18 protein-coding genes and 1 riboswitch are annotated in these 16600 nt (G+C 33.2%); of the genes, 10 read left to right on the top strand and 8 right to left on the bottom strand.

Annotated elements, in window-relative coordinates; genetic code table 11:
- Nucleotides 1–23: 23 nt before the first annotated feature.
- From ACSVH2_RS07875 to ACSVH2_RS07865, 3 genes are read left to right on the top strand one after another with little or no spacing between them, the layout of a single operon-like run.
- Nucleotides 24–1484, top strand: coding sequence for a phytoene desaturase family protein (locus ACSVH2_RS07875; RefSeq protein WP_438092622.1), 1461 nt, complete (start codon nt 24–26; stop codon nt 1482–1484).
- Between the two features lie 3 nt (nt 1485–1487).
- Complete coding sequence (locus ACSVH2_RS07870; protein ID WP_438092621.1) at nt 1488–2327, top strand: phytoene/squalene synthase family protein; 840 nt, start codon at nt 1488–1490, stop codon at nt 2325–2327.
- A gap of 5 nt (nt 2328–2332) precedes the next feature.
- Nucleotides 2333–2776 (top strand): sterol desaturase family protein, encoded by a 444-nt coding sequence (locus tag ACSVH2_RS07865; protein WP_438092620.1) that lies wholly within the window; start codon nt 2333–2335, stop codon nt 2774–2776.
- A gap of 52 nt (nt 2777–2828) precedes the next feature.
- Here the strand turns inward: ACSVH2_RS07865 and ACSVH2_RS07860 are convergent, their stop codons facing one another.
- From ACSVH2_RS07860 to ACSVH2_RS07845, 4 genes are read right to left on the bottom strand one after another with little or no spacing between them, the layout of a single operon-like run.
- The gene (locus tag ACSVH2_RS07860; RefSeq protein WP_438092619.1) at nt 2829–3365 is read right to left on the bottom strand and encodes a DUF4252 domain-containing protein; all 537 of its coding nucleotides are present in this window, start codon (nt 3363–3365) and stop codon (nt 2829–2831) included.
- Nucleotides 3366–3371: 6 nt separating this feature from the next.
- Nucleotides 3372–3893: a DUF4252 domain-containing protein gene (locus ACSVH2_RS07855; RefSeq protein ID WP_438092618.1), complete on the bottom strand. Its 522-nt coding sequence runs from the start codon at nt 3891–3893 to the stop codon at nt 3372–3374.
- Between the two features lie 17 nt (nt 3894–3910).
- Entirely contained in the window at nt 3911–4357 is a 447-nt protein-coding gene (locus tag ACSVH2_RS07850; protein ID WP_438092617.1) for a hypothetical protein, read from the bottom strand.
- The gene (locus ACSVH2_RS07845; protein WP_438092616.1) at nt 4344–4853 is read right to left on the bottom strand and encodes an RNA polymerase sigma factor; all 510 of its coding nucleotides are present in this window, start codon (nt 4851–4853) and stop codon (nt 4344–4346) included. Before ACSVH2_RS07845 ends, ACSVH2_RS07850 begins: the two co-directional genes overlap by 14 nt.
- Before the next feature lie 121 nt (nt 4854–4974).
- Between ACSVH2_RS07845 and ACSVH2_RS07840 the strand changes: the two genes are divergently transcribed.
- Both ACSVH2_RS07840 and ACSVH2_RS07835 read left to right on the top strand, forming a co-directional pair.
- Nucleotides 4975–6393, top strand: coding sequence for a S41 family peptidase (locus tag ACSVH2_RS07840; RefSeq protein ID WP_438092615.1), 1419 nt, complete (start codon nt 4975–4977; stop codon nt 6391–6393).
- Between the two features lie 474 nt (nt 6394–6867).
- Complete coding sequence (locus ACSVH2_RS07835; RefSeq protein WP_438092614.1) at nt 6868–7311, top strand: hypothetical protein; 444 nt, start codon at nt 6868–6870, stop codon at nt 7309–7311.
- A gap of 169 nt (nt 7312–7480) precedes the next feature.
- Here ACSVH2_RS07835 and ACSVH2_RS07830 read toward each other — a convergent pair whose 3' ends face one another.
- Nucleotides 7481–9433 (bottom strand): TonB-dependent receptor plug domain-containing protein, encoded by a 1953-nt coding sequence (locus tag ACSVH2_RS07830; protein ID WP_438092613.1) that lies wholly within the window; start codon nt 9431–9433, stop codon nt 7481–7483.
- Nucleotides 9434–9515: 82 nt separating this feature from the next.
- Nucleotides 9516–9715, bottom strand: a riboswitch (cobalamin riboswitch).
- A gap of 263 nt (nt 9716–9978) precedes the next feature.
- Here ACSVH2_RS07830 and ACSVH2_RS07825 point away from each other — a divergent pair.
- The 3 genes from ACSVH2_RS07825 (at nt 9979) to ACSVH2_RS07815 (ending at nt 13049) form a co-directional block, all read left to right on the top strand.
- Entirely contained in the window at nt 9979–11115 is a 1137-nt protein-coding gene (locus ACSVH2_RS07825; RefSeq protein ID WP_438092612.1) for an ABC transporter substrate-binding protein, read from the top strand.
- Between the two features lie 102 nt (nt 11116–11217).
- Nucleotides 11218–12243 (top strand): iron chelate uptake ABC transporter family permease subunit, encoded by a 1026-nt coding sequence (locus ACSVH2_RS07820; RefSeq protein WP_438092611.1) that lies wholly within the window; start codon nt 11218–11220, stop codon nt 12241–12243.
- A gap of 20 nt (nt 12244–12263) precedes the next feature.
- Nucleotides 12264–13049, top strand: a complete 786-nt coding sequence (locus ACSVH2_RS07815) for an ABC transporter ATP-binding protein (RefSeq protein ID WP_438092610.1) — start codon at nt 12264–12266, stop codon at nt 13047–13049.
- On the opposite strand, the gene ACSVH2_RS07810 is transcribed toward ACSVH2_RS07815, so the two are convergent.
- The 3 genes from ACSVH2_RS07810 to ACSVH2_RS07800 are packed head-to-tail and all read right to left on the bottom strand — an operon-like array spanning nt 13046 to nt 14588.
- Nucleotides 13046–13558 (bottom strand): hypothetical protein, encoded by a 513-nt coding sequence (locus ACSVH2_RS07810; RefSeq protein WP_438092609.1) that lies wholly within the window; start codon nt 13556–13558, stop codon nt 13046–13048. The genes ACSVH2_RS07815 and ACSVH2_RS07810 overlap by 4 nt on opposite strands.
- A gap of 4 nt (nt 13559–13562) precedes the next feature.
- On the bottom strand, nt 13563–14015 hold the full coding sequence (locus ACSVH2_RS07805; RefSeq protein ID WP_438092608.1) for a tRNA (cytidine(34)-2'-O)-methyltransferase: 453 nt from the start codon (nt 14013–14015) through the stop codon (nt 13563–13565).
- Nucleotides 14016–14027: 12 nt separating this feature from the next.
- Nucleotides 14028–14588, bottom strand: a complete 561-nt coding sequence (locus ACSVH2_RS07800; RefSeq protein WP_438092607.1) for a pseudouridine synthase — start codon at nt 14586–14588, stop codon at nt 14028–14030.
- Nucleotides 14589–14671: 83 nt separating this feature from the next.
- On the opposite strand from ACSVH2_RS07800, the gene rmuC reads away from it, so the two are divergent.
- Nucleotides 14672–16003, top strand: a complete 1332-nt coding sequence (rmuC, locus tag ACSVH2_RS07795; protein ID WP_438092606.1) for a DNA recombination protein RmuC — start codon at nt 14672–14674, stop codon at nt 16001–16003.
- Nucleotides 15987–16541: an acyl-CoA thioesterase gene (locus ACSVH2_RS07790; RefSeq protein WP_438092605.1), complete on the top strand. Its 555-nt coding sequence runs from the start codon at nt 15987–15989 to the stop codon at nt 16539–16541. The genes rmuC and ACSVH2_RS07790 overlap by 17 nt, the downstream gene beginning before the upstream one ends.
- Nucleotides 16542–16600 lie beyond the last annotated feature (59 nt).

Genomic DNA, 16600 nt, shown 5'->3' with positions numbered 1-16600 from the left:
TTTTTTTACTTTTGTTGGACAATATGAAAAAGAAAATAAAAATAATTGGTTCAGGATTTTCCTCACTGGCGAGCGCTTGCTATCTTTCCCAACAAGGTCATGAGGTAACAGTTTTTGAAAAAAACCCAACTATTGGTGGTAGAGCCAGGCAGTTGATTAAAGAAGGTTTTACTTTTGATATTGGACCATCTTGGTATTGGATGCCCGATGTTTTTGAGCGTTTCTTCAACGATTTTAATAAAAAACCTTCTGACTATTACGAACTCAGTAAATTATCTCCTGCCTATAAAGTTTTTTTTGGCATAGATGATTTTGTCACTATTTCAGATAATCTTCCAGAAATAATAGAAACATTTGAGTCTATTGAGAAAGGTAGTGGAAAACAATTAGAATCATTCATGAAAGAGGCCAAAAGCAATTATGACATTGCTATTAAAGATTTGGTTTATAGACCAGGTGAATCACCTCTAGAATTGATAACACTTCAAACAGCAACAAAGGTTAATCAGTTTTTTTCTAATATCAGTAAAGACGTTAAAAAGAAATTTAAAAATAAAAAACTCATACAAATTTTAGAGTTTCCTGTACTATTCCTTGGTGCAAAACCCTCAGATACTCCCTCTTTTTATAGTTTCATGAACTATGCTGATTTTGGACTAGGTACATGGCAACCCAAAGACGGAATGTATAGCGTAATTCTGGGTATGGAAAAGTTGGCAAAAGAATTAGGAGTTACTATTCACACTAATTCAGCGGTCGAAAAAATTATAGTGACAAACAAAAAAGCAACAGGCATTGTCATAAATGGAAATACTACAGATGCCGATATTGTTTTAACTGGTGCTGATTATCATCACTCAGAAACATTACTCGATCCTGAATATCGTCAATATTCTGAAAATTATTGGGAGAAGAAAACATTTGCACCTTCCTCTCTCCTATTTTATGTTGGTTTCAATAAAAAACTAAAGAATGTAGTGCATCACAATTTATTTTTTGATGTGGATTTTGATATTCATGCTTCTGATATTTATGATATTCCTAAATGGCCTGACGAACCACTTTTCTATGCTAATTTTACATCTATAACAAATGAAAATCTAGCTCCTGAAGGTTGTGAAAATGGCTTTTTCTTGATACCTATTGCACCAGGAATTGAAGATACAGAAGAGTTGAGAGCACTTTACTTTGAAAAGATTATTTCTAGATTTGAAAAAATCACACAACAAGATGTAAAAAATAATATTATATTTAAGGAATCTTTTTGTGTTAAAGACTTTATTAAAGAGTACAATTCATATAAAGGTAATGCTTACGGAATGGCTAACACGTTGTTACAAACAGCGTTTTTAAGACCAAAATTAAAAAGTAAGAAAGTTAAAAACCTTTATTTTACAGGACAATTAACGGTTCCTGGACCAGGTGTTCCTCCAGCATTAATCTCTGGAAAACTTGTTGCTGAACTTATTGAGAAAAATTTATAATATATGAAATCAATTTTTGACACCATATCTTTCGATTGTAGCAGAAACGTTACCAAGTCTTATAGCACGTCGTTTTCTGCTGCCGTTAAAATGTTAGCACCTAGTATTCGTCAAGATATTTATAACATTTATGGATTTGTTCGTTTTGCTGATGAGATTGTGGATACTTTTCATGATTATAACAAAGAAGTGCTATTTGAAATGTTTGAAAAAGATTTAGCTAGTGCTTTGGAAAACAAAATCAGTTTGAATCCAATTCTGAATTCATTTCAGCACACCGTTCATCGCTACAATATTCCTATGAGTATGATAAATGCCTTTATGAAAAGTATGAAATTGGATTTACACAAGAGCGAATATAAAACTGTTGACGAATACAATGAATACATTTATGGCTCAGCCGATGTGGTTGGACTCATGTGCTTAAAAGTTTTTGTTAATGGCAATGATACCAAGTTTTTAGAACTAGAACAATCTGCTATGAGATTAGGGTCTGCTTTTCAAAAAGTGAATTTCTTGCGAGATTTGAAAGCCGATTACGAAGACTTGAACAGAACGTACTTCCCAAATACTGATTTATCAAAACTTGATGAGCATTCAAAAAATGAAATCATCAAAGAAATTGAAGCTGACTTTCACGCAGGTTTTGAAGGTATTTTAAAATTACCGATGGAAGCAAAATTTGGTGTCTATACTGCTTTTGTTTATTACAAAAAGCTTTTGTCTAAATTAAAGAAAACGCCTTCTACAGAAATTAAAAACACCAGAATTCGCGTTCCCGATTATCAAAAATTTGGACTTATGGCAAAATGTTATGTTAACTACCGTTTAAATTTATTATAAAGATTATGTTACTACAAATTTTAGTTTTTTTTATCACTTTCATCGTCATGGAATTCATGGCATGGTTTACTCATAAATACATTATGCATGGCTTTTTGTGGAGCTTGCATTCCGACCATCACAAAAAAGATCACGACTCATGGTTTGAACGCAATGATGCTTTCTTTATTTTTTATGCAGTGGTAAGTATTGGTTGCTTTTTATTATGGCAAAACGGAATTTTTGAACTAGGTATAGCCGTTGGATTAGGAATTTTTGCCTATGGACTTGCCTATTTTATTGTGCATGATATTTTTATTCACCAACGTTTTAAACTATTCCGAAATGCAAATAATATTTATGCAAAAGGAGTAAGAAGAGCACACAAAATGCATCACAAACATGTTGGTAAAGGAGATGGCGAATGTTTTGGAATGTTATTTGTTCCATTTAAATACTTTAAAAAATAAAAAAAAGTTCCAAACAATGTTTGGAACTTTTTGTTTTAAATAGCATAGGTACTTATTTCATTAAATCTTTCAACGGTGCTAATTGTGCGGTATCAATTTTTGCTTCTTTTAAAACCGAAAGCATCGTCATAATATTGTTTGGATTCATATCATTGCCCAAAATTCTCACTACCGCAAATCCGTTTTCTTTTCTCTTAGCAAATACAACAAACTCGTCGATGTTATCTTCATCGCCTACAAAACTGATGGAAGCTGCGTCTTTTCCTGATCCTACTTTCATCAATTGCTGATAATCTTCGCCTTTCATAATTTGAGTTACCTTTTGGCTTTCTGATTCATAATCTTCCTTATTATTTTTATCTAATTTGAAAGCTAGAATATTCATTTTTTCAAAGGAAGCTAAAGCTGTTTTTTGATCAGCAGACAGTTTTGTTTTATCTACATTCAAAATAGAAGGCGAAACATCCAACACTACAAAATTGTTTTTTTCTGAATTTTCTACAAAATATTTTTGAAGTGTAGGCTCATCATTGCAACTTAGTAATACAAGCGAAGTCAAGATAGCTATTAAAAAAACTAGGATTCTCATGCTTTCTTACTTTTTACCTTTTGAAGCTTTTTTCAAATCATCACCTCCAGGTAATTTCATTTTATCGGTCAAAACAGAAAGTTCTTCCAAATCAAAATTCCCAGTCAGTGACATCAAAACAGTTTCTTCGCTTCCGCTACCTTCTACAAACATTAATAATTCTTTGATTTGCGAATCGGTAGCACCTGATTTTACATAAATCTTCACACTTTTACCTTTTTCATTCACACGCATCAATTCTTCTAATGCTGATGTTTTAACATATTTATCAGAGACAGCTTTCATCTCGTCTGATTTCTTATCGCTTTCAGTTACAAACACTCTCAAATTGTCTAATTTCTTAATCAAATTGACGTATTGTTGTTCTTGTTTGTCTTTTACTTCCATTTTACTCAACAGCGAAAACATTTTCTTGTTGACAATTACTGCAGTAATACCATCTTGTTCTTCAAATTTATCGAAAACAGTTTGTGCAAAAAAAGTGCTTGTCGTTAAAACTAATGCGATAGTAAAAATTAATTTCCTCATGATTTCTTGATTTTTTTTTATTTAAAAATTTTGTCTTTTGATTGTTCGTATTCATTTAAATAGCTCATACCTACAATGCCTTTATTTACACTTTCTGAAATTAAAGCCAATGCCTTTTGCGTTTCTCTAAACGCCACTTCAGGATCATCATAAGTACCTAAATCTTCCGATGTTGGCTGGTTATAATGATTGTATGTAAATAAACCCACGCCAAGTAAAACGACCACAGAAGCTGCAACTGATAACCAAACTGCACTATAACGCTTCTTAGTTTTTAATGGAATCATTGCGGTGAACTGTTCTTGTTTTGCTTGAGTTGCATAACCAAATAATGGTTTGTATTGTTCTAGATGTGGCGCCACATCTGAAGAAGCAAAATAGTCTTTCAACTCTTTTTCTTCGGCAATACTGGTTGCTGCTTCAAAGTATTTCTCTAGTATTTTTTCTATTCTATCCAATGCCATAATGATGTGTTTTTATCATTTTTTCTCTTATCGTTTTTCGTGCTCTTGACAATGCCGTTCTGATGGCTTGTTCGTTCATGTCTAAAATCGTACCAATTTCTGAAAACTCCATTTCTTCGATGTCTCTCATTTGTACGATTAGTTTTTGTTGTTCGGGTAAATCGTTCATTATTTTCTCCACCCAATTCCAAGTGTCTTTATCTTCCACTTTTTGTTGTAAACTCGCTTGACTATCGATGAAATTGCTATGTACAATCGTCATATTACCAGCGCGTTTTGATTTCAGTTGATCCAAACAATAATTCTTGGTCATCGTCATGGCCACAGCTTCGACACTTTTATAACCTTCCAAACTTTCGTTCCTATTCCACAATTTTACCAAAACTTCTTGAGTAGCATCTTGGGCTTCTTCAGTGCTCACGAGTAATCGTTTTGCCATTCGGAAGAGTTTATCCTTAAAAGGATTTACCAATTGCATAAACTCATTTTGGTTCATTGAAGCTATTTTGGTTATTGGTTATACAGTCAAGACGACACACATTTTTATTTGTTACAATCAAAATGTAATTTTAAATCTAAACTTAGTAAATTTACGGTTATTAAAATGAAATACTGCTATGAAAAAAATTGTAAAAACCTTTTTACTGTTATTACTTTTTGCTCTTCCACTAGGTTGTGAAGATATGGATGATAATGCGGTTCCGAGTAATCTTGAGATTAATGACTTCGTATGGAAAGGCATGAATTTATATTATCTATGGCAAGCAGATGTTACCGATTTAGACGATGACCGTTTTGCTAATCAATCGCAGTTGAATGTTTTTCTTGAAACTTTTGATGATCCAACCACACTTTTCAATGCGCTTCGTACTGACACTTCTATCGACAGGTTTAGTGTCATTTTTAGTGATTACAATGTTCTTGAAGGTGTGATTTCGGGAAATACTTTGAACAACGGAATGGATTTTGGATTAAAACATATTAATGGAACTACTAATGTATTTGGTTGGGTTAGATATATTATTCCCAATTCTGATGCTGCTACCAAAGATATTCAGCGCGGTGATATTTTTTATGCGGTCAATGGAATTCCATTGACAGATGATAATTATAGATCCCTTTTACTTAGTAGTACTGAAACCTATACCGTAAATTTAGCTAATTATAGCAGTGATAGTAACGGTTTTGTCACAATTACGCCAAATGGACAATCGGTAACGCTCACAAAAACAGCATTGGCCGAAAATCCAATTTTACTGAGTTCCGTAATTACTCAAAATGAAAAGAAAATTGGCTACTTGATGTATAATGGATTTTATCCTTCTTTTGACAATCAGTTAAATGCTGTTTTTGGGGATTTTATAGCTCAAGGCGTTACACATTTGGTACTCGATTTACGCTACAACTCTGGTGGCTCTGTGAACACGGCAACCAAATTAGCCAGTATGATTACAGGACAATTTACTGGAGAATTATTTGCTCGCCAACAATGGAATGCCAAAGCACAAGCCTATTATGAAGACAATAATCCTGGTTCATTACAAAATAAATTCGTCGGTGGATTGAATAGTTTGAACCTCAACAAAGTATATGTTTTAACCTCTAAAAGTTCGGCTTCTGCAAGTGAATTGGTTATCAATTGTTTGAAACCCTATATTAATGTAGTTCAAATTGGAGATGTTACCACAGGGAAAAATGTAGGTTCGGTTACGCTATATGATTCACCAACTTTTAGAAAAGAAAATGTAAACCCAAACCATAAATACGCCATGCAACCCATAGTATTGAAAATTGTGGACAAAAACGGTTTTGGCGATTACACCGCAGGCATCGCTCCTACTCTTTTATTGCCCGAAAACTTGAACAACATAGGTGTTTTAGGCAATGTGGACGAACCATTATTAAATGCTGCCATCAACCAAATTATCGGTAGTGGAAGAATGTTCCCTCAACTGCCAAGCGTTATAGAACGTGACTTTACCGATGCCAAAGCGATAAATCCATTGAGAACAGAAATGCATGTGGAACTTCCGTAGAAAGATACCAACCAATTCCTGAACCAATAGGCTTGTAACAGCAAAAACTTCCAAAGCATTCTTTGTAGTGTTTTGTTGTAACAATCACTCTAAAAATGAGTTAATCACTTCCAAAATAAGTTAATCACTTCCAAAATGAGTTAATCACTCTTCCAAAATTAGAAAACGAGGCTTTTTACCTCGTCGAAGAGGTTCTGAACTTGCTCGACGAGGTTATTAACCTCAACGATGAGGCTTTTTACTTCTTTGAAGAGGTTATTTGCATCTTCGAAGAAGCTTTTTGCTTGAATGACGAGGTTATTTGCTTGTTCGATGAAGCTTTTTGCTTGTTCGAAGAGGCTTATTGCTTCTTCGAAGAGGTTATTAACTTGGAAGAAGAGGTTATTTGCTTCTTTGAAAAGGAAAATTAATTGTTATATTTGGGGGAAATGTGCTAGATTGTAGCATGTATATACGAGTTAGCAAACAAATCAGATGAATCGTTTTATAATCATATTTTTATTAACTTTTTCGAGTTGTTTCTCTCAAAATGACAAAACTAATGCTTCTTCAAAATCTCGCATAAAATTTCAAAAAAAAGTTTTTAATAATCTTAAAATTGGAGATACAATAAAAATTCCTTTCGGCACACAAACTAACTATGAAAAAGAAGGAAATACAGACTTAATTGTTTACTCAATTTATTCTGATATGAAAAATTATGAATGTATTATCGAAGGAGTAGTATTAAGTAAAAATAAGAAGAATAATGGATATAATATTCAATACAAAATAACAAATATTGATTTATGCAAGTTTGACAAAATTGTGCATTATACTCGAAAAGTTAAAGGATCAGAAATAGTCAACAATATGAAAGAGATGAAAGTTGGCGAAATATTGATTCACAATATTAAATATTATAAATTATTGAATTAATACTTTAGTAACAAAAATTTTGGACGTTCACTGAAAAAAACTATCTTTTATACTATCAAATAATAGTATTAATGAAACCCGATAGCTCGGATTTGTAATCCGTGACCATAAAAAAAGCCAACCTCTCAGTTAGCTTTTCTCCTCAATTAACAAAACAATAGTTAATCAATTACAAAACAATATTTACACCCAACTTAAAATTTCTTCCTCGGGTGGAATAACCTATGTTTTCTGTGAATTCCTCATTCAATATGTTGGTTACTGAACCAAAAAGGGTCAATCGGTTTTTAATCAATTCCTGTTTTATCATGGCATTGAATAATTGATAGGAGCCCAATTTTACTTTGTTCGTGGCGAATGTATTGCCATCAAAAAAAACATCATTTCGTGCATCAAAATACTGGTAACTCACATTGAACAAAGTTCGATTTGTAGGTTGAAAATCAATGCTAGAATTCACTTTATGTTTTGGAATTAAACGATTGAGTGCTTCATCCACTTGGGTAAAAGTATAATTTGCGTTTAATAGTAATGTGTTAGTAATAGCATAACTAAGTCCGGTTTCAATACCTTTGGCTTTGTTTTTTCCATCAATATTGATGTAATAAGCATCAAAAGTATTGGGGTCAAAATAAAAATCAATTGAATTGTTTTGGTCACGGTAAAACCCTACCACATTTAGTTTTAGATTTTTGCGCAACAATTCGGTCTCAAAACCAGCTTCAACGGTGGTATTATCTTCGGGTGTTAAACTCGTATTGCCATATTCGGAATAGAGTTGATATAAACTAGGCGTGATAAAAGCCGTGCTGTAAGAAGCCAAAACCTTTAGAGGAAAAGAAGTTTTAAAATTATAGGACGGATTGAAGTTATACACCCAATTATTTCCATATTCACTATGCACATTCAATCGTGAACCCGCATTGATATTCAATCCAAATTTTGAAGTGTACACTAAAGTTACATATGGATCAACCATGCTGAACTTGGTGTTTTCTCGTTCAAGATTACCAAAAGGTGTTTCGCTAAGCATGTCATGAAACTGATAGTTGATACCTGTTACGAGAAAAAATTCCTCATTGAATTGGTACTTATTAAAAGCATCAACAATAGCACTGCGCGACTCATACAACGAATAATCAGTAGTTGTAGTAAAGCTATTGAACTCATTATAATCTCTGGTAATTTGGTTAAAAGCAGCATTAATATTCAGCTCGCCTTTGTTATATTTATACTTTGGTAAAAATCCAACACGAAATTGCTCCGAACTTGTAGTATTAACAGCAATATCGTTGAAACCAGTATTATCAAAGGTACCATCATAATTATTTTTGATTTTATCATAATTACCAAAGAAATCCAAGGTCAGTTTCTCGGTGGCTTTAAACCCTAATTTTGTCAAAACATTTTGTCGAGAAAAAATATCTTCTTCATAATTTAAACCCGAACTTGGAGCAGCAATTTGTGACATATTTCCAGTTTCGGTGCTATTGAAACCTGCAAAGAAATTTACCTTATCGGCATTCCCATTCACCGAAATTCCTTGATTAAAATCCTGTCCATTATATTTATTATCAAATGCAGTGTTGTTAGAACCAATGTTGATATACGCATTACCTTCCAACGCTTTTTTGGTTGCTTTTTTCAAAGTAATATTGATAACTCCTGTCGCTGCACCAGTTCCATAAAGTGTGCTAGCTGCTCCTTTCATCACCTCAATGCGTTCTACTTGTTCTACTGGCAACAAGCGCAAATCATATTCCAAACTAATTCCCGAAGCATCGGTCACAGGAATACCATCAATCAAAATTAGGATTTGTCTGTTTTTACCACCACGAATGTAATAGCCTAAATTTTTTCCATTTGCCGATTGGTTTCCGTTGATTTCCACTCCAACAACTTGCGATAAAACGGTAGCTAAGTTTTGCCCCGCTTTATTTTCTAAATCGGTAGCCGAAATGACTTCGATTACTTTTCCTGATTTTTCTTTGCTCTGCGCAAATTTGGTGTCAGAAATCACCACTTCGTCTAAAGAATTCACTTTGGTAGAATCCTGTTCTTGTGCATAGGCACAAGTGTTTAGCAAGGCAAGAATAGCCACTGCTCTAACTGTTTTTTTCATTTTTAGTTCAACAATAATTTTAATAATCTAGGGAGAAAAGTATAGAATTTACCCATACCCAAACCTTTTTTCCCGAAAGTTTGTTACTCGATGAAATAAGGCAGGTCTCCTGGCTTGCGTCTTGTTGTTTACCTTCTCATTCCGCCATTTCGGAACAATGGTTTTGCAGATAACAACAAGCTTTTTAGCTTACAGTTGCGGGAACAGCTTTGGTTTTGAACCAAATTCCCTTTTAATGTAATTTTAAAAATTAAAATCACAACCTTAATTCGGTAGCAAATGTAAAGGAATTAAAAGTGAATTTCGTTAAAAATACAATAGTTTATTTTTCTTTCTTTTTTGAAAGTTTGAAAATCAGCCAAATAAACCCAACAAGAAAATGAAGAAAAATAATTCCTCCAATGATGTATATAAAAGTATTAGAATCGCTTCGCATAAATTCTTTTTATGCGAAATTAGGAATTACTAAATTTTGAAACTGCATCAATTGTTACATAAAAGAAAAATAGTAGTAACATTGTTTTACTTTTGCAAAAAATATTTTGATGAAACCCTATTTTTACACTTTGGCACTCGTTTTTATTTCATTTGGTTTTATCCAATGTAAAAATGAAACAAAACCAGCAATAGTAGCATCTCCAAAAAATACTGTGCGTTACGCCAAAGGTTTTTCCATTGAAAATTATAATGGCTATTCGGTTGTAACGGTGAAAAATCCTTGGCCAAATGCCAACAAAAACTACACCTATATTCTAAAAGAAAAAGAGGGTATTATTCCCGATAGTTTGCAAAAAAATAGCATCATTTCAATTCCTATAAAAACTATTGTAGTTACTTCTACAACACATATTCCTTCGCTAGAGATGCTTGATGAAGTAAAAACTTTGGTTGGTTTTCCAAACTTAAATTATATTTCTTCCGAAAAAGTAAGAGCTCGAATTGAAGCCAAAAAAATAACAGAACTAGGTAACAATCAAAGTTTAAATACCGAAGTCTTACTCGACTTGCAACCCGATGTGATTATTGGATATGGCATTGACAACAGCAATCCTACTTTGGACAACTTGCAAAAAAGTGGGTTAAAGGTTATGCTCAATGGCGATTGGAACGAGGAAACACCTCTAGGAAAAGCAGAATGGATTAAGTTTTTTGGCGTTTTATATGGCAAACAAAAAGAAGCTAATGAAATCTTTTCTAAAATTGAAAAGGATTATTTGAATACCATTGAAATTGCCAAGAAAGCAAAAGTTACACCAACCATTTTAGCCGGTGACATGTTTGAAGATCGATGGTATTTACCTAAAGGGACTAGTTGGGGAAGTTTGCTTTTAAAAGAAGCCAAAGGCAACTATTTATGGTCAGACACTAGCGGTACTGGAAGCTTGTCCTTATCCTTTGAAACTGTTTTTGAGAAAGCATCAACTGCTGATATTTGGATTACCTCAGGACAGTTTTCTTCGTTAAAGGAAATGACCGACATGAATTCTCATTATGCCAAATTTGATGCATTCAAGAATAAAAATGTATATTCGTTCAGCGGTAAAAAAGGAAAAACTGGTGGCATTTTGTATTATGAATTAGCTCCAAACAGACCAGACATTGTACTGAAAGATATTGTCAAGATTTTGCATCCTGAATTGTTACCGAGTTACAAACCTTTCTTTTTTGAGAAATTAAAATAGTAAACACTACAATCTTGTCATTCCGAGGCACGAGGAATCTCATAGTTTGAATCATAGTAATGTGATTCCTCCTTCGTCGGAATGACAAAAACTAAAATATAAATGCTTAAAAATAGGAATACAATTCTTTTCTCAATTTTGTCAGTTGCTTTGCTATTGGCTTTGCTATTGAATATCTCATTAGGGCAAGTGAGCATTCCAATGAAAGAGGTTTTTCAAAGTTTGTTTGGAGGTAATGCTTCAAAAGACACTTGGGAATACATCATCGTTAATTTTCGTTTACCAAAAGCTATTACGGCTGTTCTTGTTGGTATCGGACTTTCCATCAGTGGTTTGTTGATGCAAACATTATTCAGAAATCCATTAGCTGGACCTTATGTTTTAGGATTAAGCTCTGGTTCAAGTTTGGGCGTTGCTTTTGTGATTTTAGGAGCTAGTGCTTTACCTGCTTTTTTGTCGCAATTTTTGTTATCGCAATATGGTATTATTTTAGCTTCTTGTATTGGAAGCTTGTTGGTATTATTTTTAATTCTAATTGTTTCTCAGCAATTGAAAGACACCATGTCCATCTTGATTGTGGGATTGATGTTTAGCAGTTTTACAAGTGCTATCGTGAGTGTGTTTACTTATTTCAGTTCAGCCGAACAATTACAGAAATATACTTTTTGGTCTATGGGAAGCATTGGAAATTTGTCTTGGGAAAATATTATGTTGTTGACTACTGCTGTCTTTTTTGGATTGTTGTTGAGTTTACTGTCTTTAAAACCTTTAGACGCATTGTTATTGGGAGAAAACTATGCCAAAAGTATGGGATTGAATATCCAAAAAGCTCGCTACATTATTATTATCGCTACGAGTATTTTAGCCGGAAGTATTACTGCTTTTGCTGGTCCAATTGCTTTTGTTGGCTTAGCGGTTCCACATTTGGCAAAACTGTCTTTCAAAACTAGTAATCACAAAATATTGTTTTTTGGAACAGTGTTAATTGGCGCTATTATCATGCTTTTTTGTGATATGGTTTCGCAAATGCCAGGATTTGATTTCACATTGCCAATCAATGCCATAACCTCTATCATTGGTGCACCAGTTGTTATTTGGTTAATTGTTAGGAAAAAAAGTATTCAATAAAGAGGATTTTAAACACATAAATGAGTTCGAACAAAAAAATACTTTCTACATCAAATTTATCCATTGGTTATACCACCAAGAAGGGGAAAAATACTATTGCATCTGATTTAAACCTAAGTTTGGAAGCAGGAAAACTCATTGCTCTTGTTGGCGCAAATGGTATTGGAAAATCAACTTTATTGCGCACCTTGACGGGAATTCAAAAACCATTAAAAGGAAATGTTTTATTGAACGAAAAAAATATTCACGAATACAACCCATCGAAACTTTCACAAAATTTGAGTTTGGTATTAACAGAAAAATTACCGCCAAGCAACTTAACTGTTTTTGAATTAATCGCTCTTGGCAGACAACCTTACACCAACTGGTATGGAAAGCTCTCGGATGTAGATTACACGGCTATAAATCAAGCAGTTGCACTCACACACATTGAGCATTTACTCGATAAAAAACATTATGAAATCAGTGATGGACAATTGCAAATTGTTTTAATTGCCAGAGCTTTGGCACAAGACACACCGCTAATTATTCTTGATGAACCTACTACGCATTTGGATTTACCTCACAAAGTTTCGGTTTTTAAATTGCTAAAAAAACTATCGCAAGAAACTGATAAATGTATTTTATTTTCTACTCACGATGTGGATTTAGCCATTCAATTGAGTGATGAAATGATTGTGATGACAGAGGAAACTGTGGTACAAGACCAACCTTGCAATTTGATTACTAAAGGCGTTTTCAATTCACTTTTTAAAGATTCGGCTATTACTTTTGATGGCGAAAAAGGGAAGTTTGTTATTTCTTAATTCTTTCCTTCTTTCAACTTTAATCTCTTAATTTCATTTTCGACCAAAACCTCAAAACTATCTACATCAGTACCTTCCGAGTGTATTTCACTTTTATATTGCTCAAATAAAAAATTCTTTCTTTCATAAATATCGTAAGTACAACAAGCACCCAAGAATCCATGGTATTTATTATAAATTACAATTTCTTCATTTTTAAAAACAATTTCTTCTGGCATTATTGGGAATAATAGCATTGACAATAAAATTCCAACCAAAAAAACACCTCCAAAAAGATAACCCAAAAGCATTACTAGAGGTGTAATAAAATAATATGAAAAATAAAAAGTTAATTTTCTAAATGGCTTTAAATGATAAATAAAAAGCATGAAACCAGAAAGATATAAAACAATTTTCAGTGCAAAAATAATAGTTTGGTTTAAACCATAACCTGTTAATTTTTTTATGATAAAATGGATTATCAAAAAGACTAATAAATATAAATGATATTGAGTTAACTTACTTTTCATAACATTATTTCAAACTAATCTGTCTTCTCGCTTCGCCAACCACAAAAGCCACTGAATTAGCAATATTATAACTACGAATTAAACTCGACATTGGAATTTTCAAATGGTTTTCAAATTGATTTAAAACTTCTTCGCTCAAACCCACACTTTCTTTACCAAAGACTAACCAATCGCCATCTTGGTATTCCACTTCATAGATGGATTTTGTAGCACGAGAACTGGTTAAAAAAACTCTGGATTTATCTGGGATTTGTGCCATCCATTCGTCAACTGTTTCGTATTCTGTCCAATCCAAATGCACCCAATAATCCAAACCGGAACGTTTCAAATTCTTATCGGTAATTTCAAATCCGTAGGGTTTTATTAGATGCAATTTACTTTCAGTTCCTACACAAAGGCGACCAATATTTCCGGTGTTATTTGGGATTTCGGGTTCTACTAAAACTATGTTGAGCATGATGATTTAGGTTTAAAAAAAAGTTTCTACTTCTTGTACTTCGCCGACTTTCAATTGCAAATGTATGTCACCTACTCTAATTCTTACTAATCTTAGCGTTGGAAATCCAACGGCAGCAGTCATTTTTCGCACCTGTCGAAATTTCCCTTCGGTTAAGGTTATAGAAACCCAACTCGTTGGTCCATGACGTTCATTACGAATTTTTCTGCCTACACCAATACAATCTGGTAGTTCAAATACCAATTTAGCATCACATTTTTTGGTAACATAACGAATTCCATTGAAACCGATTTCAACTCCATTTATTAACCGTTCAATGGCTTCTTCAGTAATTAAGCCATCAACTTGTGCATAATATTCTTTCTCAACTGACTTACTTCTAACTATTTCACTCATCATTCCATCTGTAGTCAACAGCAGTAATCCTTCCGAATCTTCATCCAAACGACCAATTGCCATTGTTCTTTCGGGAAAATTATGCAATTCGCCAAGCAATCTTTTATTTCGCTTTTTGGCATAAATAAATTGACTTAAAAAGCCGTGAGGTTTGTGAATTAGGAAGTGTTGGTGCATGGAATTTATTTGGAACAAAAATACATTTTTCAAATCCGTAATTTCAATTTAATGCTTATTTTTACAAAAAACATATTACTATAATGACTGATTCTTTATCTGTACTACTCACTTTCATCATTGCCTTAGCCATAGGAATTTTCATTGGTAAAATTATTTTCTCTGCCAATGCAAAATCAGATAAAGCCGGATTGGAAGAAAAACTTAATGGCTTACTGCAACAAATTGAACAGTTCAAATCGCAATTGAATCAAACCATTCAAGAAAGAGAAACTATTCGAACCGAGAAAGAATCGTTAGCCATTCAACTATCCAAAAAAGAAACCGATTTTGACAATCTTTGGGAACGAAACAAAGAGCAAAAAGAAGAAGTAGAAAAACTTCAGGAGAAATTCACCAAAGAATTTGAAAACTTAGCCAACAAAATCTTGGAAGAAAAGACCAATAAGTTCACCGAACAAAACAAAGAAAACCTCAAAAATATACTAACGCCATTGCAAGATAAAATTCAACTTTTTGAAAAGAAAGTAGAAGACACACACAAGGAAAGCATTGATTATCATGCAGCATTGCGTCAACAAATTTTGGGTTTAAAAGACATGAACGAGCAAATGAGCAAAGAAACATTGAACCTTACTAAAGCCTTGAAAGGTGATAGTAAAATGCAAGGCAATTGGGGTGAATTAATTTTGGAAAGAGTATTAGAAAAATCAGGTTTAGAAAAAGGAAGAGAGTATGAAGTCCAACAAAGTTTCACCACAGAGGAAGGCAATCGTGTGTTTCCAGATGTCGTGATTAATTTACCCGATGGCAAGAAAATGATAGTCGATTCAAAAGTAACTTTAACAGCTTATGAACGATACATTAATGAAGAAGATGAAACTGCAAAAACACAACATTTAAAAGAACATGTTATGGCGTTGAAACGTCATGTGGACCAATTGAGTGAAAAGAATTACCATGATTTGTATCAAATGGAAAGTCCCGATTTTGTGTTACTTTTTGTTCCTATTGAATCGGCTTTTGCTTTGGCTTTAAATGAAGATACAACACTTTACAACAAAGCCTTTGAGAAAAATATAATCATTGTTACACCTTCAACATTATTAGCCACTTTGCGAACTATTGACAGCATGTGGACCAATCAAAAACAACAAGAAAATGCGCTTGAAATTGCCAGACAAGCTGGAGCATTGTATGATAAATTTGAAGGTTTTGTAGCTGATTTGGTGAAAGTAGGAAACAAAATAAAAGATTCTAAAACAGAATATGATAATGCTATGAGTAAACTAGTTGATGGCAGTGGCAACCTTATCAATAGAGTTGAAAACTTGAAAAAAATGGGCGCGAAAGCCAAGAAAGCTTTACCCGAAAATATTTTACAAAGAGCCAATAAAGATGAGCAACAATTTTAAAACAGTACAATCCTCAAAAGTTACCATATCGCAATTGATGTTACCTTCCTACACTAATTTTAGTGGTAAAATTCATGGTGGATACATCTTGTCATTACTTGACCAAATTGCCTTTGCTAGTGCTTCTAAATTCTCTGGTCATTACTGTGTAACCGCTTCTGTAGATACTGTTGATTTCTTAAACCCAATAGAAGTTGGTGAGTTAGTAACCATGAAAGCCAGCGTTAATTATGTTGGCAAAAGTTCAATGATTGTTGGCATTCGGGTAGAAGCCGAAAACATACAAACGGGCAAAGTAAAACACTGTAATTCTAGTTACTTTACAATGGTAGCCAAAGACGAAAAGGGAAACAATGTTGAAGTTCCTGGTTTGATTTTGAGTAATGATGATGAATTAAAACGTTTTTGTAACGCTATCAAACAAATAAGTTTAAAAAAGGATAGAAATCACTTTGAAGATATTTTCGATTATCATTCAAAAGAAACCATGAAAAAGCTTAAAAATTATCGTGTTAAATTGGATGATTTTAAAGAATAGTTAAAATATTCTCATGAATGCGTTCCAAATTGTGTTAGTAATTTAATAATTTATAGGTT

It is taken from the genome of Flavobacterium sp. RSB2_4_14 (genome assembly GCF_051547085.1).
In the GTDB taxonomy this organism is placed as follows: Bacteria; Bacteroidota; Bacteroidia; order Flavobacteriales; family Flavobacteriaceae; genus Flavobacterium.
Note: the sequence above shows the minus strand (reverse complement) of the source record. Positions and strands in the feature narration are given on the sequence as shown.